Annotated in this window: 19 protein-coding genes; 17 read left to right on the top strand and 2 right to left on the bottom strand. The window is 49.9% G+C overall.

Going from position 1 to position 23,668, the window contains the following annotated elements:
- Positions 1-232: 232 nt before the first annotated feature.
- From argC to ACIFQM_RS14605, 12 genes are all read left to right on the top strand, one after another.
- Positions 233-1,282 carry an N-acetyl-gamma-glutamyl-phosphate reductase gene (gene argC / locus ACIFQM_RS14660; protein WP_430041045.1) on the top strand — a complete coding sequence of 350 codons (1,050 nt, stop codon included), beginning with the start codon at positions 233-235 and terminating at the stop codon, positions 1,280-1,282.
- A 106-nt stretch (positions 1,283-1,388) separates the two neighbouring features.
- On the top strand, positions 1,389-2,615 hold the full coding sequence (argJ, locus tag ACIFQM_RS14655; RefSeq protein ID WP_430041046.1) for a bifunctional glutamate N-acetyltransferase/amino-acid acetyltransferase ArgJ: 1,227 nt from the start codon (positions 1,389-1,391) through the stop codon (positions 2,613-2,615).
- 81 nt (positions 2,616-2,696) lie between these two features.
- Positions 2,697-3,536 (top strand): acetylglutamate kinase, encoded by an 840-nt coding sequence (gene argB / locus ACIFQM_RS14650; protein WP_430041047.1) that lies wholly within the window; start codon positions 2,697-2,699, stop codon positions 3,534-3,536.
- A gap of 54 nt (positions 3,537-3,590) precedes the next feature.
- Positions 3,591-4,859 carry an acetylornithine transaminase gene (locus ACIFQM_RS14645; protein WP_430041048.1) on the top strand — a complete coding sequence of 423 codons (1,269 nt, stop codon included), beginning with the start codon at positions 3,591-3,593 and terminating at the stop codon, positions 4,857-4,859.
- 43 nt (positions 4,860-4,902) lie between these two features.
- Positions 4,903-5,859 carry an ornithine carbamoyltransferase gene (argF, locus tag ACIFQM_RS14640; protein WP_430041049.1) on the top strand — a complete coding sequence of 319 codons (957 nt, stop codon included), beginning with the start codon at positions 4,903-4,905 and terminating at the stop codon, positions 5,857-5,859.
- 60 nt (positions 5,860-5,919) lie between these two features.
- Positions 5,920-7,155: an argininosuccinate synthase gene (locus ACIFQM_RS14635; RefSeq protein ID WP_430041050.1), complete on the top strand. Its 1,236-nt coding sequence runs from the start codon at positions 5,920-5,922 to the stop codon at positions 7,153-7,155.
- 89 nt (positions 7,156-7,244) lie between these two features.
- On the top strand, positions 7,245-8,657 hold the full coding sequence (gene argH / locus ACIFQM_RS14630) for an argininosuccinate lyase (RefSeq protein WP_430041051.1): 1,413 nt from the start codon (positions 7,245-7,247) through the stop codon (positions 8,655-8,657).
- 523 nt (positions 8,658-9,180) lie between these two features.
- Positions 9,181-9,432, top strand: coding sequence for a hypothetical protein (locus tag ACIFQM_RS14625; RefSeq protein WP_430065722.1), 252 nt, complete (start codon positions 9,181-9,183; stop codon positions 9,430-9,432).
- Positions 9,425-11,887 (top strand): glycosyltransferase family 2 protein, encoded by a 2,463-nt coding sequence (locus ACIFQM_RS14620; RefSeq protein WP_430041054.1) that lies wholly within the window; start codon positions 9,425-9,427, stop codon positions 11,885-11,887. The genes ACIFQM_RS14625 and ACIFQM_RS14620 overlap by 8 nt, the downstream gene beginning before the upstream one ends.
- 23 nt (positions 11,888-11,910) lie before the next feature.
- Positions 11,911-12,918 carry a glycosyltransferase family 2 protein gene (locus ACIFQM_RS14615; protein ID WP_430041055.1) on the top strand — a complete coding sequence of 336 codons (1,008 nt, stop codon included), beginning with the start codon at positions 11,911-11,913 and terminating at the stop codon, positions 12,916-12,918.
- On the top strand, positions 12,881-13,300 hold the full coding sequence (locus ACIFQM_RS14610; RefSeq protein ID WP_430041056.1) for a GtrA family protein: 420 nt from the start codon (positions 12,881-12,883) through the stop codon (positions 13,298-13,300). The genes ACIFQM_RS14615 and ACIFQM_RS14610 overlap by 38 nt, the downstream gene beginning before the upstream one ends.
- A gap of 46 nt (positions 13,301-13,346) precedes the next feature.
- A complete protein-coding gene (locus tag ACIFQM_RS14605) occupies positions 13,347-14,978 on the top strand; it encodes a hypothetical protein (RefSeq protein WP_430045570.1) in 1,632 nt (543 codons plus the stop codon).
- A gap of 113 nt (positions 14,979-15,091) precedes the next feature.
- Here the strand turns inward: ACIFQM_RS14605 and ACIFQM_RS14600 are convergent, their stop codons facing one another.
- Positions 15,092-15,880: an alpha/beta hydrolase gene (locus tag ACIFQM_RS14600; RefSeq protein ID WP_430065720.1), complete on the bottom strand. Its 789-nt coding sequence runs from the start codon at positions 15,878-15,880 to the stop codon at positions 15,092-15,094.
- A 234-nt stretch (positions 15,881-16,114) separates the two neighbouring features.
- Here ACIFQM_RS14600 and ACIFQM_RS14595 point away from each other — a divergent pair, with 234 nt between their 5' ends.
- Complete coding sequence (locus ACIFQM_RS14595) at positions 16,115-17,245, top strand: S-layer homology domain-containing protein (RefSeq protein ID WP_430041059.1); 1,131 nt, start codon at positions 16,115-16,117, stop codon at positions 17,243-17,245.
- A gap of 95 nt (positions 17,246-17,340) precedes the next feature.
- Here ACIFQM_RS14595 and ACIFQM_RS14590 read toward each other — a convergent pair whose 3' ends face one another.
- The gene (locus tag ACIFQM_RS14590; RefSeq protein WP_430065718.1) at positions 17,341-18,759 is read right to left on the bottom strand and encodes a VanW family protein; all 1,419 of its coding nucleotides are present in this window, start codon (positions 18,757-18,759) and stop codon (positions 17,341-17,343) included.
- A gap of 225 nt (positions 18,760-18,984) precedes the next feature.
- Here ACIFQM_RS14590 and ftsE point away from each other — a divergent pair, with 225 nt between their 5' ends.
- The 4 genes from ftsE (at position 18,985) to ACIFQM_RS14570 (ending at position 23,620) form a co-directional block, all read left to right on the top strand.
- On the top strand, positions 18,985-19,671 hold the full coding sequence (gene ftsE, locus ACIFQM_RS14585) for a cell division ATP-binding protein FtsE (RefSeq protein WP_430041061.1): 687 nt from the start codon (positions 18,985-18,987) through the stop codon (positions 19,669-19,671).
- Positions 19,661-20,578 (top strand): permease-like cell division protein FtsX, encoded by a 918-nt coding sequence (gene ftsX / locus ACIFQM_RS14580; RefSeq protein WP_430065716.1) that lies wholly within the window; start codon positions 19,661-19,663, stop codon positions 20,576-20,578. Before ftsE ends, ftsX begins: the two co-directional genes overlap by 11 nt.
- Before the next feature lie 83 nt (positions 20,579-20,661).
- Complete coding sequence (locus tag ACIFQM_RS14575) at positions 20,662-21,945, top strand: murein hydrolase activator EnvC family protein (RefSeq protein WP_430041063.1); 1,284 nt, start codon at positions 20,662-20,664, stop codon at positions 21,943-21,945.
- A gap of 208 nt (positions 21,946-22,153) precedes the next feature.
- Positions 22,154-23,620 (top strand): S41 family peptidase, encoded by a 1,467-nt coding sequence (locus ACIFQM_RS14570; RefSeq protein ID WP_430045575.1) that lies wholly within the window; start codon positions 22,154-22,156, stop codon positions 23,618-23,620.
- Positions 23,621-23,668: the final 48 nt, after the last annotated feature.

Here is a 23,668-nt window from a genome sequence, read left to right as displayed (position 1 = left end):
ACTAAATAGGGGGAAATCCGTTTTTGCAAAACGTGGTTTTCCTTTTTTGTATGTATACAGGTTCTGATAGGAGCCTCGACATCAAGTGCAGCAAATGAGATATCTAAATGAATACCAATACATAGACAATCATTTCAAATTTGGGTGATAAACTTACATGAGCATGTTGTATTTATATGAATAAGATCGTATAATAATACATATTTCATAGGAACGGAATGGAGGAAGGTCTGTGAGCAGCAAGCTAAAAGTGGCAATTGTCGGTTCCACCGGGTATGGCGGGGTGGAGCTCATTCGTTTTTTAGTTCATCATCCGCAGGTAGAGATCGTATCTGTTATTTCTTCGTCCAGCGCGGGTGTCCCGATCAGTGACGGGTTTCCACATCTGACGGACATTGTGGTTCAGGATTTGGACGGTGTCGATGTTCAAGAGATGGCTGCCAAGGCTGATCTGGTTTTCACAGCTACACCTTCTGGTGTCAGCACCAAGCTGGTGCCGCAGCTTCTCGACGCCGGATTGAAGGTCATTGACCTCTCCGGGGATTTCAGACTGCGAAGCGGGGAAACGTACGAAGCATGGTATAAAAAGCCTGCGGCTTCACCTGAATATCTCAAGCAAGCCGTATACGGACTTAGCGAGGTATATGCAGAAAGGCTTGCTGGCGTCTCTTTTATTTCTAATCCGGGCTGCTATCCAACGGCAACATTGCTGGGAATTATCCCTGCGTTGAAGGCAGATTGGATCGACCATCGGACGCTAATTGTAGATGCCAAATCCGGAGTATCCGGCTCCGGCCGGGGAGCAAGTCTCGTTTCGCATTATGCGGAGATGAATGAGAATTTTAAAGCCTACAAGATTAACAAGCACCAGCATATCCCTGAAATCGAACAGGTTTTGGGCGATATTGCGGGTGAGGACGTTACGATTACGTTTACGACACAACTGGTTCCGATGACCCGAGGAATTATGAGTACGATTTATGTCACGTTGAAGGGTGCATACTCAGACCAGGATCTCATCGGGCTATACCGGGATTATTATAAAGACCATCCTTTTGTCCGTGTGCGCGGAGAAGGTGTATGGCCAGCGACGAAGGAAGTATTTGGCTCCAATTACTGCGATATCGGTTTTGCAGCAGATGCACGGACCGGGCGTCTTACGATTATTTCGGTCATTGATAACGTCGTGAAGGGTGCTGCCGGACAGGCGATTCAGAACTTAAACTTGATGATGGGATGGGAGGAGAACCTCGGACTGGGCTTCATACCGGTATATCCGTAAAGCAGCAAGCAGTCGCAACATGGAACGGGAAACATAAGCAGACGGGAATGGATTCGCAAATAGAACCGTTACTTATAGAAAGCGTTGCAGACGAGGGCACACAATTATGGGCAAAGTAGGGTTTACAGTAGTAAACGGGGGCAATATCGTAACCCCGCGCGGCTTTACAGCCGGAGGGTTGCACTGCGGGCTTAAAAATGCGGACCGCAACGATATCGGCGCGATTCGCTGCGAGGTAGAGGCGACGGCTGCTGCGGTATACACCACCAATGTATTTCAGGCTGCACCGCTCAAAGTGACTCGCGAGAGCCTCGTGGATGGTCGGCTGCAAGCGGTCGTGGTGAACAGTGGGAACGCCAATGCCTGCACCGGACAGCAAGGAGAGCAGGATGCTTACGCTATGCGCTCGGCTGCTGCTCGTGAGCTGGGTGTTGCGGAGAGTAATGTAGCCGTTGCATCGACGGGCATGATTGGTGAGCATTTGAAAATGGACCGTGTGCTTGGCGGCATATCTGCATTACCTGGCCGTGTGAACGGGGAAAGCGATGGAGCGGAGCAATTTACCCAAGCCATTCTGACGACGGACTTGGTTAAGAAGGAAGCATGCGTGGCGGTTGAAGTGGATGGCGTGACCGTACACATCGCCGGGGCGGCGAAGGGCTCGGGCATGATTCATCCGAACATGGCGACGATGCTGGCTTTTATGACCTGTGATGCTGCGATTGGGCAGACTGCACTTCATCAGCTATTGAAGCAGGCAACGGATACCAGCTTTAATATGATTACAGTAGATGGCGATACGAGCACGAACGATATGCTGATCGCGATGGCAAGCGGGCTGGCAGGTAACCGTGAGCTGCACGAAGGACATCCCGATTGGGCTGCTTTTACCGAAGCGTTCACCTATATCTGTCGTGAGCTGGCGAAGGCAATTGCCCGCGATGGGGAAGGCGCTACGAAGCTGGTAGAGGTGTGCGTGAGCGGCGCGGTCAGCGATGCATCTGCTCAAGCGATCGCGAAGACGGTGATCGGGTCCAGTCTGGTGAAGTCGGCTGTTTTTGGTGCTGATGCGAACTGGGGCCGGATTATTGCAGCTGTCGGACGGGCCGGAGAGCCGGTCAACCCGGATACGGTAGACATCCGCTTGGGTGATATTGTTGTGCTGAGCGCGTCCAGCCCAGTCGCTTTTGATGAAAATGAGGCGCTCTCCTACCTTCGGGGAGATACGGTGCGGATTATTGTGGATTTGCATCACGGGAACGGAACCGCCACAGCTTGGGGCTGTGACTTAACCTACGATTACGTGCGGATTAACGCTGCATATCGGACATAGATAACGGAATAAGCACGGATGGAATGCTGGCATTATTGTAAAATGGCACGGACTGTGCAGTGGAGAAAAAGGAGAGATTATATGCAATCGGCAGTGGAAAACGCGGATCAAGCCAATCATACGGGATTGGTACGTCGTAATTTTGTGATGAAATGCGGAGGAAGTACGCTGGCTGCGTTGCCTGATTCCTTCTTTGACGATCTGGCCCGCTTGCAGTCGGAAGGCCTGCAACCTGTTATTGTACATGGTGGCGGCCCTGCGATCTCCGACAATTTGGCGAAGCTGGGCATCGAAACGACATTTATCAACGGGTTGCGCAAAACGACCGAGCCTGTGCTGGATGTCGTGGAAATGGTGCTGGCGGGCAGCATTAACAAGCAGATTGTACGCAGGATCGGAATGCATGGGGGTCGAGCACTGGGTTTATCGGGCAGTGATGGCTTTTTAATCGAAGCAAAGCCTGTGTCGAATGCCGCAGAGGTCGGCTGGGTCGGAGAAGTAACGTCTGTTCAAGCTTCGATTATTACAGGTGTGCTGGATATGAACTATATGCCCGTTATTGCGCCTATCGGGATTGATAGATCCGGTCAGCGCTACAATATTAACGCAGATACAGCGGCGGGTGCGGTGGCATCCCATATGGGTGTTAGCCGGATGATCGTCGTTACGGATGTACCGGGCATATTGAAGAAGATCGGTGGAGAAAAGAAGGTGCTGGACTCGATCACCGTACAGGAGATTGAGGATATGATCAGCACAGGTGAAATATACGGCGGCATGATCCCTAAGGTGAGAGCGGCTATTGCCTGCATCCACGGCAAGGTGAAGGAAGTTGTCATTGTGAACGGCAGCGAACCACAGGTATTAAGCCGTGTACTGGGTGGGGAAGTCCTTGGAACGCGCATCGTGCGCATGCAGTAATTGCAAACATATAACGAAATCTATATAACCAAACGAAAAAGGAGCGTGAACATAATGAGTAAGGAACCGAACACGCTGGTGAGCGTTGAAACGCCAGATACGAACGGAGCCGTTACCGGAGTACAAACCGAAAAGGCATCCGCAGCTGTGCAGACAGACAGCTCTCTTTTTCCAACCTACGCAAGATACCCGCTCACACTGGTCAAAGGACAAGGAAGCTGGCTGTGGGATGATCAGGGCAAGCGTTATCTGGATTTCATGTCAGGTATTGCGGTTACCAATCTTGGACATGCGCCACAGGCTGTAGCTGAACGCTTGAAAAAGCAGATTGATGAGCTATGGCATGTATCCAATCTGTTTCATATTCCTGGGCAGGAACGGGCCGCCGCTTTGCTGACTGCCAATAGCAGTGCAGATGCCGTGTTCTTCTGCAACAGCGGCGCAGAAGCGAATGAGGCTGCGATCAAGCTGGCGCGTCGTTATCACCAGAAGGTGAAGCAGACCGGGCGCTATGAGATCATTACGTTCACGCAATCCTTCCACGGACGGACGCTGGCAACCTTGACCGCTACGGGTCAGGATAAAGTAAAAGAAGGCTTTTTGCCGCTTCCAGCCGGGTTCAAAAGCGTTCCTCTCCACGATCAGGCTGCGCTCGAAGCGGCAATCAGCGAGAATACGGCTGCAATCATGCTGGAAATGGTGCAGGCAGAAGGCGGAATGTATCCGGTCGAACCTGCTTTTGTAGACGTGATTACAAAGCTGTGCGATGAGCATGGTTTGCTTTTGATCATTGATGAGGTACAGACGGGCATGGGCCGTACAGGCAAGCTGTTTTCCTTTGAGCACTACGGCATAGAGCCGGATATCTTTACGTTGGCGAAGGGGTTGGGCAGTGGTTTTTCCGTTGGTGCGATGCTGGGCAAAGGATATTTGCGCGAAGCGTTCACGGCAGGCAGTCACGGCTCTACCTTTGGCGGTACTCCGCTTGCTATGGCAGCGGTTCAGGCGACCATTGAAACGATGATTGACGAAAAACTTCCAGAGCGTGCGGCTGAGCTGGGCGAGTATTTGTTCCAAAGTCTGCAAAAGTCGCTTGGAGAGATTCCTTTTGTGAAGGATATCCGTGGAAAAGGTCTGATGGTCGGCATCGAGTGTGCTGAGCCTGTGGCGGAGCTTGTTTTGGCAGGACAAAAAAAGGGTATTCTGTTCATTACCGCAGGGCCGAACGTGGTTCGTCTGTTGCCTAACCTGTATGTAACGAAGGACGAGATAGATCAGGCTGTAGCACTTGTTACCGAAGTGATTCAGGAGCATATTGCTTAGGCGGTTAAACTGCCTAGATTAGAGTGTAAAAGGAGACGATAGCATGAGCCAGGGCGGGGCATTGCAGCAAGTTAACTTGAAGGGGCGGGACTTCCTTGAGTTGGACGACTACTCAACCGAAGAAATTCAATATTTAATTGATCTCGCCATCGAAATCAAGCGCAAGCACAAAAATGGAGAAACCTATCAGCCGCTGAAGGGGAAAACGATCGGACTGATTTTTGAAAAGTCCTCGACACGTACGCGGGTATCTTTTGAAGTCGGCATGTTTCAATTGGGTGGGCATGCCCTTTTTCTCAGTAAAAACGATATTCAATTAGGACGTGGTGAGCCTATTAGCGATATGGCACAGGTGATGTCTCGCTATCTGGATGGCATTATGATCCGTACCTTCGGGCACGATAATGTTGTAGAGTTGGCGCGTTATGCATCTGTTCCTGTGATCAACGGCTTGAGCGATTTGGCGCATCCGTGTCAGGTGTTGGCTGATTATCAGACCTTGTATGAGCAAAAGGGCAAGCTTAAAGGGCTTAAATTGGCCTACATCGGGGACGGCAACAATATGGCGCATTCCCTGTTGATTGGTGGAGCGAAACTTGGTGTGCATGTATCGCTTGCAAGTCCTGCTGGATATGAGCCTGATCCAAGTGTTGTGGCAGCTTCTCGTGAGATTGCCAAGCAAACCGGCAGTGAGATTGTAATTACCCAAAGTCCGCAAGAAGCAGTAAAGGATGCAGATGCAATTTACACGGATGTATGGGCGAGCATGGGCTTTGAGGAAGAGCAGAAGGAACGGGAGCTTGCTTTTGCCGACTTTCAGGTGAATGAGGAGCTGGTTAAGCTGGCGAAGCCAGATTATCTGTTCCTGCACTGTCTACCTGCGCATCGTGGCGAAGAAGTGAGCGCAGGTGTAATCGACGGACCGAATTCAGTGATCTTTGATGAGGCTGAGAACCGTCTGCATGCACAAAAAGCATTGATGGTTGCTTTAATGGGATAAAGAAGTTATGTTTTATGGTGAAAGATAGTGGCTAGAAGCATTCGGGGAGGACTTTCAATCATGGCAAAAGAAAAAATCGTACTCGCATATTCCGGCGGTCTGGATACGTCGGTCATTTTGAAATGGCTTAAAGAAACCTACGACGCTGAAATCATAGCGTTTACCGCAGATATCGGACAGAAGGAAGAACTGGACGGTTTGGAGGAAAAAGCGCTCGCAACTGGAGCCTCCAAAGTGTATATTGATGATCTGCGTGATGAATTCGCCAAGGATTTTATTTATCCGATGTTTCAGGCGGGTGCTTTGTATGAAGGACAATATTTGCTAGGAACGAGTATTGCACGTCCATTGATCGCTAAACGGATGGTGGATATTGCGATTGCAGAGGGCGCAACAGCTATCGCTCACGGCGCGACAGGCAAAGGCAACGATCAGGTGCGCTTCGAGCTGAACGCGGCGGCGTTGACGCCCGATATCAAGGTGATCGCACCTTGGCGGCTGGAAGAGTTCCGCAATCAGTTCCCGGGCCGGGCAGAAATGATTGCCTATGCGGAGAAACACGATATTCCGGTAACCGCTTCTGCGGCCAAGCCATACTCCATGGACCGTAATCTGCTGCATATTAGTTATGAAAGCGGCGTGCTGGAGGACCCTTGGTTTGATCCGAGCGCTCCTGAAAATAAAGAAATGTTCTTGCTCAGCAATGCACCTGAGGATGCTCCTGATGAAGCGGAATATTTGGAGCTGGAGTTTGAAGCAGGAAACTGTGTCGCTTTGAACGGAGAGCAGCTAAACCCGTTGCAGGTTATGGAAAAGCTGAATGAGCTGGGTGGCAAGCATGGCATTGGACGTGTGGACATGGTGGAAAACCGTTTTGTCGGCATGAAGAGCCGTGGAGTGTATGAGACGCCGGGCGGTACGATCCTGTTCACAGCTCATCGCAAAATGGAGTCCATCACGATGGATCGCGAGGTTATGAATCTGCGCGACAGTCTGATTACCCGATATGCTACGCTGGTCTACAACGGTTTCTGGTTCGCGCCGGAGCGTGTGGCTTTGCAGGTACTGGTTCATGAGAGCCAAAAGAATGTCAGTGGTACCGTGCGCGTGAAGCTGTACAAAGGCAATATTATTGGCGCAGGTGTCAAAAGTCCGGTCAGCTTGTACAACCCGGATATTGCGACGATGGAAGCCGATCCGACACAAGCCTACGACCAAGGGGATGCAACTGGCTTTATCCGCTTGAATGCCCTGCGCTTGAAGGTCAATGCGGGAGTAGCCAAAAACAACAAATAAATGAGTTAACCTAAAAATGTACGGGATGTGGGCCGTCCTTGTCCAAGCGACGAGGGCGGCTTGTATTGCAGAGAGGGGATCTTGCAAAAATGAGTAAGCTATGGGGCGGACGTTTTACGAAGCAGACCAACAAGCTGGTAGAGGAATACACGGCTTCCATCGAGTTTGATCAGGTGTTGGCGGAAGAAGATATTCAGGGCAGCTTGGCTCATGTAGCCATGCTGGGCAAATGCGGGATTATTCCGCAGGCCGATGCGGATACGATCAGGGAAGGGCTACACACGGTATTGGAGCGTATCCGCCGTGGGGAGATTGAATTTTCGGTTTCGGACGAGGATATTCATATGAATATCGAAAAAAATCTGATCGAAGCGATTGGTCCGGTTGGTGGGAAGCTGCACACCGGACGCAGCCGTAATGATCAGGTGGCAACGGATATGCACTTGTATTTGCGAGGACGTGTGGTGGCGCTGGTTGGTATGCTGCATGATGTGCAAGCTGCACTAATCGGACAGGCGAAGGATAATCTGGATACGATTGTACCCGGATATACGCACTTGCAGCGGGCGCAGCCTATTTTGTTCGCGCATCATTTGCTGGCTTATGTGTCTATGCTGGAGCGCGATATTGACCGACTCAAAGACAGCTACAAGCGCATTAATGTATTGCCGCTCGGCGCTGGCGCTTTGGCCGGAACCACTTTTCCGATAGACCGTCATTTTGTAGCCGAGCAGTTGGGTTTTGATGGCGTGTATGAAAATAGTCTGGACGCCGTTAGCGACCGGGACTTTATCGTAGAGTTTTTGGCTGGTGCTTCGCTGATCATGACGCATTTGTCGCGTCTAAGCGAAGAGCTGGTGCTGTGGAGCAGCACGGAGTTTGGCTTCGTGGAGCTGGATGATGCTTTTTGCACAGGCAGCAGCATTATGCCGCAGAAGAAAAACCCGGATGTACCTGAGCTGGTACGCGGTAAAACCGGACGCGTCTATGGCAATCTCGTTGGACTGCTGACCGTACTGAAATCCTTGCCGCTGGCGTACAACAAGGATATGCAGGAGGACAAGGAAGGCATGTTCGATACTGTCGCTACGCTGGAAGGGGCTTTGCAGTTGTTCGCGCCGATGATCGCAACGATGAAGGTGAACAAGGATCGCATGCGTCAAGCGGTCAATCAGGACTTCTCGAATGCGACAGATATTGCGGATTTCCTCGTCGGCAAGGGACTTCCGTTCCGTCAGGCGCATGAGGTTATCGGCAAAACCGTGCTGTATTGCATCCAGCATGGCAAGTATTTGCTTGATCTGACACTGGAGGAATTCCAGCAGTTTTCCGACTTGTTCGACAACCGTATCTATGAGGTGCTTCAACCGGAAGCGGTGGTTAACGCCCGGAATGTATACGGCGGAACTGCAACCGGACAGGTACAGGCAGCCATCGGACGCAGTGAACAGCTTCTGAGCAGCACGTCTACATGGTTTGAAGGGCACAAACGGAGTAACTAATGAGGCTAAAAGAATTCTTGCACAGCAGCGGGACGCTGTGTAGAATTTAATAGTTTAGCACATAAGCAGGATATCAAAATAGCAAGGGCACCGTTCGCGGTGCTTTTTGTGCTTTTTAAAGTATTCGGAGGGGATTTGCTTTAATGGTGATCTGAACAATGATAGATTGCGTAAGATTTCCTGGGCAGGTGCAACCACTAGAATTATAAAATAGTTCTATATACCTATGTATGCATTAGTGTGAAAGTTTCTAGAATTCACATTATTGTATACCTACTCCTACTACGAGTATGGTAGAATAGCACTAAGTTTTTAATTGCATTACCAATTCATCAGAACAGAACTGGTATCGAATGAATAAATGTAAGGTTTTTACAGGTCCCTCTTGACCAGAAGACTTGCATTAATGTGTAAACGAAGGGTTTAAATGAGAATAAGAGAATGTCCTGTTTTCAGGAAGACGTAAGACCATAGATGAAGGGACAGATCAAGAGGCAGAGTCCGGACGGTTCAGGGAGGTATTATGAGAAGCAAAAGAACGGCGCGGCAGTTAAAGAGCGCATGGATCGGTTATCACGCTTCTGACGCCGATCAGCTGGTGTCTTTGTTGCACAAGGAGCGGATACAGGCGGAGAAGTTGCTGCGCGAGGAACGGGAGCTTTTCCACGCGGCGCTGGAACGGAAGAAGCAACGGGATACGGAGTTGAAGCAGCTGCTTGTGGATGCGCTCGCAGAAGAGCGGCGTTGGATTGAAGGGGCGGGAATCCATGGGTGACAGGCTGAAGTGGAGGATTGGGGGAGTTTCAATTCCCCAAACCAAGAGAAGAATAAAAGAAGAGCGTCAGCAGATCGCTCGGCTGGAGCAGCAGTTGGAGGCCCAGCGGACGGAGCAGGCCCCAGTGCTGTATAAGCTGGATTTTCATATTGAGGAACTGGAGCGGCGGCTTCAGGATACAGAACTGCGTATCCAGGCATTACAGAGCGCAGCGGATATGGCAGCAGCGGTGGAGCAATTGCTGGATGAAAGTGTGCAGGCTGGACAAGCGCAGGAGGCGCAGGTCCAATATCTTAGCGGCCAACAGGAACAGGCTGCGGCTGGAGCCGCCTTGGGAGTAGTCTCCAGCGCTCCTGGTTCCGCAGGCGGAGAGGCCGCCACGGGAATACAGAACGGACGGAACGGCAAGGCCCGCCTTGGAGATCAATTGGTGGACAACGGCATCATTACCCGCGACCAGCTTACCGACGCCATCCGAAACCAAAAACGTTACGGTGGCAGGCTAGGCGACATTTTGGTAGAAATGGGCTTCATTACCGCGGAGCAGTTGCAGGGGCAGGTGGACGGCGATGAATCCAAAGAGCGACTGGGCGACATGCTGGTACGTTCCGGCTATATTTCACCTGAGCAGCTAGAGCGCGCACTGGAGTTCCAGGCGAAGAGCGGTGGGCTGCTCGGCGATATTTTGCTTTCATTGCAAATGCTGGAGCCTGCGGATTTGTACCGCGCGATTGCTACACAGAACCGGATCGGTCGTATTGGTGAAGAACTGGCACTGAATGCAGCCTATAAGTTACCCGAGCAGGTGGCCATGGCTTACGGCGTGGTCGTCATTCATGAATATATGAACCGCTATATTGTGGCGGTCAGTGATCCGTTGCCGGAAGAGCGACGCTTGAAGCTGGAGGACATTCTCGGCATGCCGGTGGAGCAGGTGCTGGCGACCAAGGAAGAGATGGAGCAGCTCTGGGGTAAGATCTACGGTGAGGAAATGATGCAGGAGAGCACGACCGGATTGTTGGAAAAAGAGCCGCATAATTCGGCGCGTACGACCTTTACGAAGGGACAGCTCTGGGTGTTCGCGGCAATGGGCGTAATTACAGTGCTTGGTCTTTTCTGGAACAGCTGGAATACGGTGCTGATTATCAATATGCTGATTCAGTTGTTTTATTTTGCTATGACGCTCTTCAAATTCGGTATTATTTACCTCGGTTCTCGGCGTGGGGCGCAGCTTCGCTTCACGAAGGAAGAGGTCGACGCCATGGATGAGAAAAAGCTGCCGATCTATACGATTCTCGTACCGATGTACAAGGAGGCGGGCGTGCTTCCGATGCTGTTGCGGAATTTGGAGCAGCTTGATTATCCAAAATCCAAGCTGGATGTGCGGCTGTTGATTGAAGAGGACGATGTGGAGACGATTGAGTTGCTTCGTGAAATGAAGCTGCCCGCCTATTACACGACACTGGTCGTCCCTGACGGCTTGCCAAAAACCAAGCCGAAGGCGTGCAACTACGGACTTATTCGGGCGCGCGGCGAATTTGTAGTTATTTATGATGCCGAGGATCGTCCAGACTCCGACCAGCTTAAAAAGGTCATTGCGGCGTTCAACTCGCTCCCTGAGCATTATGCGTGTATTCAAGCGAAGCTCAACTATTTTAACAGTACGCAAAATTTGCTGACCCGCTGGTTCACGCAGGAATACAGCATGTGGTTCGAACTGCTGCTGCCGGGTATTATGCAGTTGGATACGCCTATTCCTTTGGGCGGAACATCCAATCATTTTCGGATATCCGTGCTCAAAGATATCAATGCGTGGGACCCCTACAATGTAACCGAGGATGCCGATCTGGGTATACGTCTGTATAAAGGCGGTTACAAAACCGCCATTGTCGATTCCCGTACATGGGAGGAAGCGAACAGTCGCGTAGGGAACTGGATTCGTCAGCGGTCACGCTGGATCAAGGGATACATGCAGACATGGCTGGTTCATATGCGCAATCCGGTCAAGCTGGTACGTGAGGTGGGCTGGAAAGGCTTTTTCGGCTTTCAGGTCATGATTTTGGCGACACCGATGCTGCCTTTGTTGAATCCGATTTTTTGGGGATTGCTGATTTTATGGTTTGGTTGGGAAATGGCCTTTATTCCCAAGCTGTTCCCTGGATATGTGTATTACCTGGCCAGCGCGGAATTTTATATCGGTAACTTTTTGTTCGTATTCAGTAACGTGGCCGGAATGTATTGGGTCATCGGTGAACTGGAAGAGCGCGGTGAACGTACATTTTCATATTCCATGGTCAAATACGGGCTTCTCTCTCCGCTGTATTGGGTACTTATGAGTATTGCTGCGGTGAAGGCGGCCTGGCAGCTCATTACCAAGCCGTTCTATTGGGAGAAGACGACGCATGGTCTGACCGATATGCATGACCTGGATGAAGCCCCGGCGCAGTCCTCCTGAATATGAAGAAAGAAGGGGCAAGAATGGAGACAAAAACACCTTTTTTATCTGTTGTCATTCCCATGTATAATGAAAGCTCACATCTGGAGCGTTCACTCAAGGTGATTGATGGGGTGCTGTCTGTGGTCACTTCACGCTATGAACTGATTGTCATAGATGACGGTTCCAGAGACGATACGTGGCTTAAGCTATCCGAATTGTCCCGCCGTATGCCTTCTCTGCTTGCACTTCGACTTAGCCGGAACTTCGGCAAGGAGCTGGCGTTGTGCGCAGGTTTGGAAAACGCCTCAGGCGATGCCATCATCGTTATGGACGGAGATTTGCAGCATCCTCCTGAGATGATTGGGGAAATGGTACATTTATGGCAGGAAGAGGGCTATGATCTGGTCGAATGTGTGAAGGAATTCCGGGGAGAAGAGTCGATGGGCAAAAAGCTTGGGGCTTCATTGTTCTACGCGACCTTGAATCGTTTGACAGGCTTTAACCTCAAAGATGCTTCGGATTATAAGCTGCTGGATCGCCGGGTGGTGGACGCCTGGATGGCGATGCCTGAACGGATTCCGTTTTTTCGCGGGATGACGGCCTGGCTTGGTTTCCGCAAAACCCAGATTTCGTTCCGGGTGGCTCCTCGGGAAGAGGGCCCCAGTCGCTGGAGTCCGTTGGGACTGGTTCGGCTGGCAGCGGAAGCCATAGTTTCGTTTTCAACCGTGCCGTTGCGGGTAGTAAGCTTGATGGGACTCATTTTTATGCTGATTTCAGTTATATTGGGAATTCAAACCTTGGCGCACAAATTAACGGGTACCGCTGTGACCGGTTTTACAACTGTTATTTTACTGCTCTTGATTATCGGCAGTGTATTGATGCTGTCCATCGGAGTGGTAGGAGAATATATCGCCGCCATATATCACGAAGTCAAAGCCAGACCTCGTTATCTGATTGCAGATAAACGAGCGAGCGCTGACCGATTGTGGGTGGATAGGGAGTTTAATCAACATGATCAGACGTTCATATCTAAAGTATCCAATCATTAAATATGGCATTGTGGGGCTGCTGGGTACAGGTATCCATGTCGGTGTACTTGTACTGCTGGTGGAGCTGTTCAGGGTGCCTGCGGTAACGGCTACTACGATCGGATTCGTAGTCACGCTGCTTGTATCATATGTGCTGAACCGGAACTGGACATTCGAGCCTACCGGGGAGGGGAGCCGCACCCAGTTTCTTAAATATTTGTTGGTCTGCTCCTGTGGCCTGCTCTTGAATGCAGGTCTGATGTACGCAACCATTCATTGGATCGGCTGGTCGTATCTGATCGGTGAGGTACTGACCACCATCATCGTGCCCGTTCATAATTATATCTGGAATCGCTATTGGATATTCTCCGTTCCACAACAGCGTCAGAAAAAGACTTCATGATTTTGAGAAAAAAACACCGCAACAAGTTTGAGGGGGAACGAGGGGAATGTCCTTTCGCAAATGGTCTGCAAACAGATGGATGGTTATAGGTCTGTTTGTGTTTATAATTGCGCTGGAGCTGTCCGCAGGCATTTATTTCAGTTATGTTCTGGGATACATGCATACGGATGCGCTCAGTCGCGTAGCCAATGCATTTTATGTGCTGTATAGCCGTGATCCGCATTTGGGTGCCATCGGATTCATCTGGAATCCGTTGCCCAGTCTTTTGGAAATGGTGATATTATTGCTGTATCCGTTATTTCCGGCATTAGCATCCTACGGATTGGCGGCTGTCATCCTGAGTACTACCTTTGCCGCTTTGACAGCTGTGCTGCTGTATCGGGCGGGTGTCAGAACAGGGCTTAGCTTGGGAATGAGCTTGATGCTGGCGCTGCTCTATGCGCTGAATCCGTTTATTTTATTGTTCGGTGCCAACGGGCTGAGCGATTCGCTATACATATATTTTATTATGATGACGGTGATTGAATTTGCGCTGTGGCTCAAGGACCGCATGACAGCGAGTCTGATCGTATCCGGCTTAGCGCTTGCCATGGCGTTCTGGACTCGATATGAGGCAGTTCCCCTCGGGGTGGCGATGGCAGCCGGCGTGGTCGTAGCCATTCTGTTTCTTCACCGGAACATGGGCAGACGTGAGCTGCCTTTTCGGGAAAAGCTACATAAGGTCGAGGCGACTTGGCTGCTGCTCCTGCTGCCTGTTGTCTTTTCCGGTCTGCTGTGGATTTTCTTTAACTATCTCATTATGGGAAATGCCTTTTATTTCCTCAATTCAGAGTATTCCAACACGGCGCAATCGGCAGAGCTGCTAAATGATGATAAATTCGTGGAAATCTTTAATCATCCGTTGGTTGCCTTGAAATTTATCGCTTCCAAGACCCTCTGGTATTCCGTGCCGTTGTTCGCTATTCTGTTCATTCGGCTGTTAAGCGGTCGGTTGTTGCGGTGGGGAACGCTGATTCTTTTACTATTGTTCCTGTCTGTGCCGGGTTTACAATTTTTACTCATGATGAAGCAATCCTCATATGGATGGTTCCGCTATTTTATGTACGTGTTTCCGATAACCGTCGCCTGGCTGCCGTATGAACTGAGTCAGCTCCAGGGTAGAGCGCGGCGGGCGGCCTTTGGTCTGGTGTCCGTCAGTCTGGTGCTTACGGCCGGATTGCTCTCCTATGCACTGACTCGCCCGGATATCGCGCCGGATGAGAACAGCTTCCTCACACGAACAGGGAATGTGAACTATGTGAGACAGGAAACGGACCGGAAAATTGCAGTCTGGCTAGATGAGCATTTGCCAAAGTCAACCATTATGACCGATTCGGCCTCAGCCTACACCATGATCGTGTATAGCCAGTACCCGAAGCGCTTCCTGATCACAAGTGATTATACGTTTAATAGGGCATTAAGCTATCCGCAGGAAAGTCATGTCGATTATATTCTTGTACCCCAGATCAAGTCGGGCATGCCACTGAGTAAAATCAACATGGTGTATCCGAATTTGTATGAAAAAGGAGCACCCTGGGTTCAGCTCGAACGCGAGTTTAACGGGGAATGGCGCTTGTACAAAGTGCTACCCAAGTCACAATCCGATTCTCCATCTACGGCTACGACGACAGCTCCTTGATGTGTGGCAAGACCCTGAATCTTGATTGGCATATAGCCTCATAATGAATACCCGCAGCTTTACCACTTCGCCATGATACGGCGAGGGAAGCTGCGGGTATTTTTTACACTTATTTATCGCCCCTTGAGCGGCAACCAGGCGAGTACATCCTGGATTTTTGCGTCCCAGTATCCCCATTCATGAGTCCCTGGACCCTCTTCGTAGGTCAGTGGAATCCCGGCAGTATCGCACGCTTGTCGAAAGGTCTGGTTTCCCTCATACAGAAAATCCTCCGTACCACAGCATTGGTAGAGCAGGGGGAGTGAAGTTCCCAAGGTAGCATGACGTTGTAGCAGCTCCAGCAAGTCGTGATCTGTTCCGCGTATTTCATCTGGACCAAAAATGTGACTCCATTCCGTCGAACTCATCGCTTTATGTATAGGGTCGATGCGTGCCGCGTGTAAATCCATTACCCCCGAGAGACTGGCAGCGGCCGCAAAGCGCTCTGGATGCTGGAGTGCCAGTTTGAAGGCACCATATCCGCCCATGGAAAGACCCGCCACAAAATTGTCTTCCCGCTTGGCGGACAAGGGAAAGAAGGAGCGTGCCAAAGCTGGCAGTTCTTCACTGATAAAGGTTTCATATGCCCCTCCCTGCTCCATATCCGCATAAAAACTCCGGTGTACCTGTGGCATTACAACAGCAATGCCCAGTGAAGCAACATAGCGTTCAATGGAGGTTCTGCGTAACCAGATCGAATCATCGTCCGACAGGCCGTGCAGTAAATACAGTGTTGGGTGTGGTCCGGTTCCTTGCTTGCCCTCCAGTCCTATCTGCGAACGGGTTTCCTGAGGGAGAATAACATGCATGGATGTGCTCAAGCCAAGGACTTCTGAATAAAACTGACATTGAATAAGAGCCATAGGAAAACCTCTTTTACTAGGGATTTTGTGATTTCAGTATAACGTAGTCTGTCCAAATATACATATCCTAGTGAATAACTAGGTATTAAGTCCTGAGTCCCATTTATGCTACATAAGGACGGGTTATGGTTATATGGGACGATTTTTTTTAATTTGGGGGTTTTTTGGGTTTGATTTCTGGTAAAGTGTTTAAAAAAAGAATGGTGAAGCCAATCCTAAGGAGGAATTCAGAGTATGGGAAATAAGTTCAGAAACACGATTACTGGTGTATTGAGCACAGGTCTTATTCTTAGCGCATTCAGTGTAGCCGCAGCTGCTCCTCAGAATACAGGCGGTCATTGGGCAGGAGATCAGGTACAACGTTGGTCGGCTACAGGAAAATTAGACGGTGCGGTGAAAACGGATGCGGCCATCACGCGTGCAGAATTTATTGTTCTCTTGAACCGCAGCCTCGGTACGTTCACGCAGGATACTCCGGCCGTTACGGACGTAACGTATGCGGACAGTGTTCAGGTAAACGGTAATGGAAGCAGAACATTCACAGATGTACCAGCTTCGCACTGGGCATACAATGAACTGACAAATGCCGTGAATGCAGGTTACATAAGCGGCTATGCAGATAACAAGCTCAAACCGAATGGGAAAGTAACACGTCAGGAAGCTGCCGCTATTGTGGGCAAAGCCATTGGACTGACAGCAGGTAATGCAGCAGACGTCACCAAGTTCATTGACTCCAACAAAATCGGATCATGGGCGAAGATAAGTGTAGCTGCCGCTGCGGAGCAAAAAATCATCAACGGTTATCCTGATGGTAAATTCCAGCCAATGAAGTCGCTGACACGTGCAGAAGCGATTGCTATTCTGGACGCAGCTTCCGGTTACAACCTGAGCGCGATTGATAATCTCACATCGACTCCTGGCGGCACGGTAACAGATTCCACGTATAGTAACGTTACGGATTCGAGTTCTGGTAACACGTCTACTTCTGGAAGCGAAACACAAGACAGCAGCACCAGCACAGACAGCACGGATACGACTACGGACAGCTCCACAACGACAGACACAAGCACTGGTACAACGACAGATACAAACACTGATGCGGTAGCTTCCAGTGATATACTTAAAGTAAACGAAGTGCATGATGGCGAAGGTACGATTATGGGGACAGCTAAAGCAGGTTCCACAGTAACCGTCTATTCCAACGATCTTCCAATCGGTAGTGCAGTAGCCAAGGACGATGGTACGTTTAGCATTAGCGTGCTTACTCAAAAAGCCACTGTTAGGCTGGTTGTCAAAGCAGTGGATGCAGACGGAAGCGAAAGTGCGCCTGTAGAAATTTCTGTTTCAGGCAAACGCAGCGAGTAAAACCATCCCGTCACTTGAAATCCCCCCTTAACTCCGCTGATACCCATCCAGGCGGTAGTCGAAGGGGGATTTTTTGTTATGCTTGTATGCATGCTTTATTCACTTATGCCATCTTCTACAATAGGCTCCTGCTGTTCGCGTGTTTGCGGCTCAGGCGATGTGCTTCCGCTGTGAACAGCCACAATACGCTGCTGCGCACGATAGGTATCACGGCTGATTCGGGTGCGTTCCACGGTCTTGCCATCTACGATCTTCATTCGGTACGTTTCCACCACGTATCCTGCCTTGCCCTGCCGAAGCACCTGATAGAAGCCGGGGGAGAGTGAGTCATTACGGATTGTTTTCTCTGGGATGGGTAATACACGAACCGTACGCGATTCCAGCTCATAGGACACATTGGACGGGAATGTGCCGAAAAATTTGACGGTAAGCGTCCGGTTTTGGACAGCGGCACGAAGGAGCAAATGCTTGCCTGTATTGTTTTTGAAGCGGAAATTGATAGATCCTGTAGCAAAAGTTGCATCCTGACCTTTGGGTAGGTAGCTGACCGGCAAGGAGTGGTTGCGGCGCTCAACAATGTTCAGACCGACTCGCAGCGCAGCATTATAGACGGTGCTGGATACCTGACAAATCCCGCCGCCAATGCCCGGTTCCAGCTGCCCGTTTACGATCACGGGAGCTTCACGAAAGCCATGTGTGCGTTCAGCCTTGGCAATGATCTGACCATAATCGAATATCTCGCCCGACTTGAGAATCAAACCGTCAACGGTGCTTGCCGCCGAATTGACGTTGTACACACGTCCTTCCGAGTTGCTGCTGAGGCTGGTGGAAAACTGGACAATTTTGCGCTCAATCCCTTCGCTCCGCAGACCGTCCACCGTAATGTCCGGCTCTAGTTGACGAAACGGCAACTCCACCCGCACCGGCTCCCCGAAAGCAGTAAAGTCCTTGGGCAGCGCCTTATCCAGCGCTACGCCCAGTTTGGACCATTCCAGACGCCTGGCAGAGCGGCCGGGAATATAGCGAATCTGATCGTCCCCGTCGATCTGGCGCACGGCATTGACAGGCTTGCCGTAACGCTGTTCCTCCCAATTAGCTCCGAACCTGGCCTGCAAGGCTGACTCCTGCCGGGAAGGTGTGATGGTCCATTCTTTTCCAAAGGAAAACCGCGTCTGCGCACGAGTCCAAAGATGCTCTGAGACGAGCGCGTTTACGGCATCGCGGAATGCCTTCGCTTCATAGTGGATACCCGCTTCCCCGAGCGTAAGCTTGATATCCTGCGCACTACTGTCGCTGTCCATCAGGATCAGGGGGCATTGCTTCAAATCATTCAGCTTTGTATCCAGCAGTCGGAGCGCGGCTGTTTTATCCATATTTCCCACATTGACTCCTCCGACTGTTACGCCCTTCGGCAGCGTTTGCCTGTCGGCGTACAAATGTAGTCCTCCCCACAACATGGCTAGCGCCAGAATTACAGTCCATATCCAGATGAAGGATAAATGAATTTTTTTCATAATACGGCTGTCTCCTGTCTCGTAAGCTTGGCAGCGTATTCATGTGCCATAATATTTATATATATGTGCCAAAAGCAGAAAACTTTCGGTACTATTCAGGTAACAAATTTGTTACAATGATAAACGGTATGATGAAATACAGGACTTTTTAAAGGAAATGCATGGAATATGTCGAATGGATAATTAAGTTATACGTAATCTGATTAAGCAGCGGGAAGTGATCGAGTGATTGAAATGCAGGATGTGTGGAAGACCTATACTAATGGAACCCACGCACTTCAGGGAGTATCGGTCAAAATTGACCGTAATGAATTCGTATACGTAGTCGGCCCGTCCGGGGCGGGTAAATCGACTTTTATGAAGCTTATTTATAGAGAAGAAGTACCGACCAAGGGGCAAATTTCAGTTAATGGATTTAATATCGGGAAGCTCAAGCAGCGTAAAATTCCCTACGTTCGTCGTAACATCGGAGTCGTTTTTCAGGATTTCCGGCTTTTGCCGCGTTTGACGGCCTATGAGAATGTCGCTTTTGCGATGGAAGTCATAGAGGCTCCCAAGAAGCTGATTCGCAAGCGGGTGCCGGAAGTGCTCGAACTGGTTGGCTTGAAAACGAAAATGAATCGTGAGCCTGCCCAGCTTTCTGGTGGGGAGCAGCAACGCGTAGCTATCGCACGGGCTATCGTCAACAATCCGTCCGTGATCATTGCCGATGAGCCCACAGGTAATTTGGACCCCGAAACATCGTGGGAGATCATGCAACTGCTGGACGAAATTAATTTTCGCGGCACGACCATTGTTATGGCGACACACAATAAGGACATCGTAAACTCTATGCGTAAACGCGTCATTGCCATCGAAAATGGCAACATCGTAAGGGATCAGGTGAGAGGGGAGTACGGATATGACTTTTAATACCTTCTTGCGTCATGTGCGGGAAGGTTTCAAAAATATATTCCGCAATGGCTGGATGTCCGTGGCATCCGTCACCTCGATTGTTGTGTCACTGCTTATACTGGGCGTGTTTATTATGCTGGTGCTCAACGTCAATTCCTTGGCTGACCAAGCGGATGGCCAGGTGGAGGTTAACGTATTTTTGGAGCTGAATGTGGAGCAAAGCATGCGTGAAACGCTACAAAAGGAAATTGCGGCAATGCCGGAAATTAGCAAAACCACCTTTATCACCAAAGCTCAAGGCTTGGAGGAGCTGCGAAAAGATTTGGGAGACAGCGGCAAGGAGCTGCTGGAGGGTTTTGATAAGGACAGCAATCCGCTTCCAGACAAAATCGTTGTAGAGGTCATTGAACCGACGACGGTCCCATTTGTGGCTGAGAAGATTGAGAAGCTGAACACGATACATCCGGAGAAACCGATTTTAAAGGTCCGTTACGGAAAAGGCACCGTAGAAACGCTCTTCACCATTACCAAGCTCATCCGTAATGTGGGCTTTGTATTCGTAGCTGGATTGGGGCTTATGTCCATGTTCCTGATTTCGAATACGATCCGCGTGACCATTTTGGCACGACGCAAAGAGATTGGCATTATGAAACTGGTTGGTGCGACCAACTTTTTTATACGATGGCCGTTTTTTATTGAAGGTGCGCTTATTGGCCTGATGGGTTCCGTGATTACCGTAGGTATTTTGTTTGCTGGTTATCAGCGTTTGCTTACAGCCGTTCAAGGAGATATTGCGCTGAGCATGTTGAAGCTTATGCCGCTTCAGGGCGTTTGGATTCAATTGAGTGCCTTGCTAATCATTTTGGGGATGCTCGTCGGGATTGTAGGCAGTACCCTGTCCATGCGCAAGTTCTTGAAAGTATAAGATTCATTGGTGGATGTCACAGTCGGTATTCTTTAGAACGGGGAAGCCGGTGTTATTTTGCGATAAAGGATGGGGAGTGCAAGTTGAAAAAAACAGGATCTGTGTTGGCCGCTACCCTGGTAGCCGCATTGCTAATCCAGCCCTCTGACGGATATGCCAAAAGCATGCATGAAATCAATTCGCAACTGAATCAATTGGAAAAGCAGGCCCAATCTGCCAAGCAACAGCAGGAAAAGGCAGCTCAAGATAAACAGTATGCCCAACATTACAAAAATAAAACCGTGCAAAACCTGAAAATGGTACTCGACCAGATTAACAGCGTCAGCGACCAATTGACTCGTGTAGCAGTTCAGATTGATCAAACCGAAGATAATCTGCGTGCAACCAAAAAAGATTTATCTGAAGCCATTGACCGCATCCAGGCACGTGAAAAGATGCTGGAAACCCGTGTGCGCTTGATGTATACGGACGGAACTGTTTCGTATATGGACGTGCTTATGTCTTCGGCCAGCTTTAGCGATTTCCTCAGCCGGGTCGATTCCCTGAAAACGATCGTGGAGCAGGACCAAATCCTGCTGGACGAGCATAAAAAGGACAAGGCTCTGGTAGTCAGCAAGAAGAAGCAACTCGACACAGAATATAAAAATGCCAAGAAGCTGTATGCCCTCAAACAGGGCGCCAAAGCTGAGCTGAATTCGAAGGAGCAAGAGAAGCAAAGACTGATAGCCAATTATGATCATGATATTGCTGAGTCGGATGAAATCAGTGAAGAGCAAAATGATATGCTGGTAGCCCTCGCTAACAAACGTGTGGGTCTGGTGCAGGAGAAAAACAAGCTCAGAGCGGAGCAGGCTGCCAAAGCAGCACGTGCTAGAGCGGCTGCACGTGCTGCTGAAGCCAAGCGATATGCTTCTTCATCCTCAGGCGCAGGCTCCAATTCCAGTCATGCGGCAGCCAGTACGTATACGGGTGGATCGGGCACGTTGGCTTTGCCTGTATCCAATTACCGACTCTCATCTACGTTTGGTATGCGGGTACATCCGATTACCGGCAAGCTTAAAGGCCATACAGGCATTGATATGGCGGCTTCACAGGGAACCGATATTCATGCAGCAGAAGATGGTGTTGTCATTGTTGCGGAATGGTGGAGTGGCTATGGCAATACGGTCGTGATCGATCACGGAGACGGATTATGGACTCTGTACGGACATATTCGCAATGGCGGTACGGTGGTACGTACAGGACAGACTGTGAAACGCGGTCAAAAAATTGCAGAAGTTGGTTCGACGGGCAATTCAACAGGACCTCACTGCCATTTTGAGGTGCGCGAGAATAACAAACCAGTAAATCCGATGAACTATCTATAGTTGAAAAAGGGAAGCCCTATTTGTAGCCAATGCGGCTGTAGATAGGGCTTTACCTTCATAGCTTGATACCCGGTGCAGAACATGTGCATTGAAACACGGAGTAGGATACAATTAACATATTCCGTACAAGCTAGTCGTATACTGCGTGGATGGATATGCGTTGTAAGGCAATAGTATACAAGATCAATAGAAGGCGGTGGACGATTAGATGTTGAAAAAAAGTACAGCGGTACTCTTGATGGTGATTGGGCTGCTTGGCGGTAGCCTGCTCACTTTTGCTTATACTGGAACGACGACAGTGGGAAGCAGCGCTCTGGGCGAAGGATTGCTGGCGAGCATGACAGGTAGCAGTTCCACCTCCAGAAGTGATATCCGCAAAATCGAGACAGCGATGGATCTGATCCAGGGGCAATATTATCAGGACGTCGACCGTACCAAGCTGGTGGACGGAGCCATCAATGGTATGATGGAATCGCTCGGCGACCCATATTCCTCTTATATGGGCAAAGAAACAGCACAGCAGTTTGAACAGTCCATTGAAGGCTCCTTTACCGGAATCGGGGCTGAGGTAGCGGCAGAAAACGGAAAAGTGGTCGTAGTAACGCCAATTAAAGGCTCACCGGCCGAGAAGGCGGGACTGCGTTCCAAGGACATTATTTTGTCTGTTAACGGCGAAACGCTGGATGGTCTGGATTTGAACAAGGCCGTTTCCAAAATACGTGGACCTAAAGGTAGTCAGGCCAAGGTCAAAATTCAGCGCAACGGTTCTCCTGATTCGTTGGAATACACCATTACCCGTGACAGTATTGATATGGAAACCGTGACAGCTCATATGGAAAGCGGTGGTGTAGGTGTCATCACGATTACCCAGTTCTCCTTGAATACAGCAGAGCGTTTTAAAGAAGAACTCGCGAAGCTGGAAAAACAGGGACTTAAAGGGCTCGTCATCGACGTGCGTAATAACCCGGGCGGCGTACTTTCCGTCGTGATTGATATCGCACAGCAATTTGTACCTGCTGGCAAAACGATTGTACAAGTGGAAGACAAGAATCAGAAGCGTGAAGAAGAGAAATCCAAAGGATCAAGTAAGAAATATCCGGTGACGCTGCTCATGAATAAAGGTAGCGCAAGCGCATCCGAAATCCTGGCAGGCGCTCTCCAGCAATCGGCTGGCGCAGTATTGATCGGGGAAAATTCCTTTGGTAAAGGTACTGTACAAACCAGCTATGACAAGCAAATGGGCGACGGTAGTCTGCTCAAAATCACGATTGCCAAATGGCTGACGCCAAATGGAACGTGGATTCACAAAAAAGGAATTAAACCGAATATTGCGGTGGATCAGCCTGAATTCTTCACAGCAGCGCCACTCAACAAGGAAAAGCCGTTGAAATACAATATGAATAGCGGCGATGTGAAAAATGCGCAAATCATTCTGCAAGGCTTGGGCTACAAGCCAGGCCGCGAGGACGGCTATTTTGATAAAGTGACGGAAAGCTCCGTTCTTGCTTTTCAAAAACAGGCGAAGCTGACGGTTAACGGTGTGATTGATGCGAAGACAGCAGCGGCGATGGAAGCCAAGCTGATCGAAAAAATCCGCGATCCGAAAAATGACAATCAACTCAAGCAGGGGATTGAAGAGATTCGGAAGGAAATGAAGACCAGCGCAGCGAAATAATAATAAGGCTACAACAAAGGGGGCTGGAAACAGCCTCCTTTTATTGTG

Origin of the sequence: Paenibacillus sp. NRS-1782 (assembly GCF_050467685.1) — a bacterium.
GTDB classification, from domain to species: Bacteria; Bacillota; Bacilli; order Paenibacillales; family Paenibacillaceae; genus Paenibacillus; species Paenibacillus terrae_A.
The sequence above is the reverse complement of the archived record's forward strand: the minus strand, read 5'-3'. Positions and strand labels throughout refer to the sequence as shown.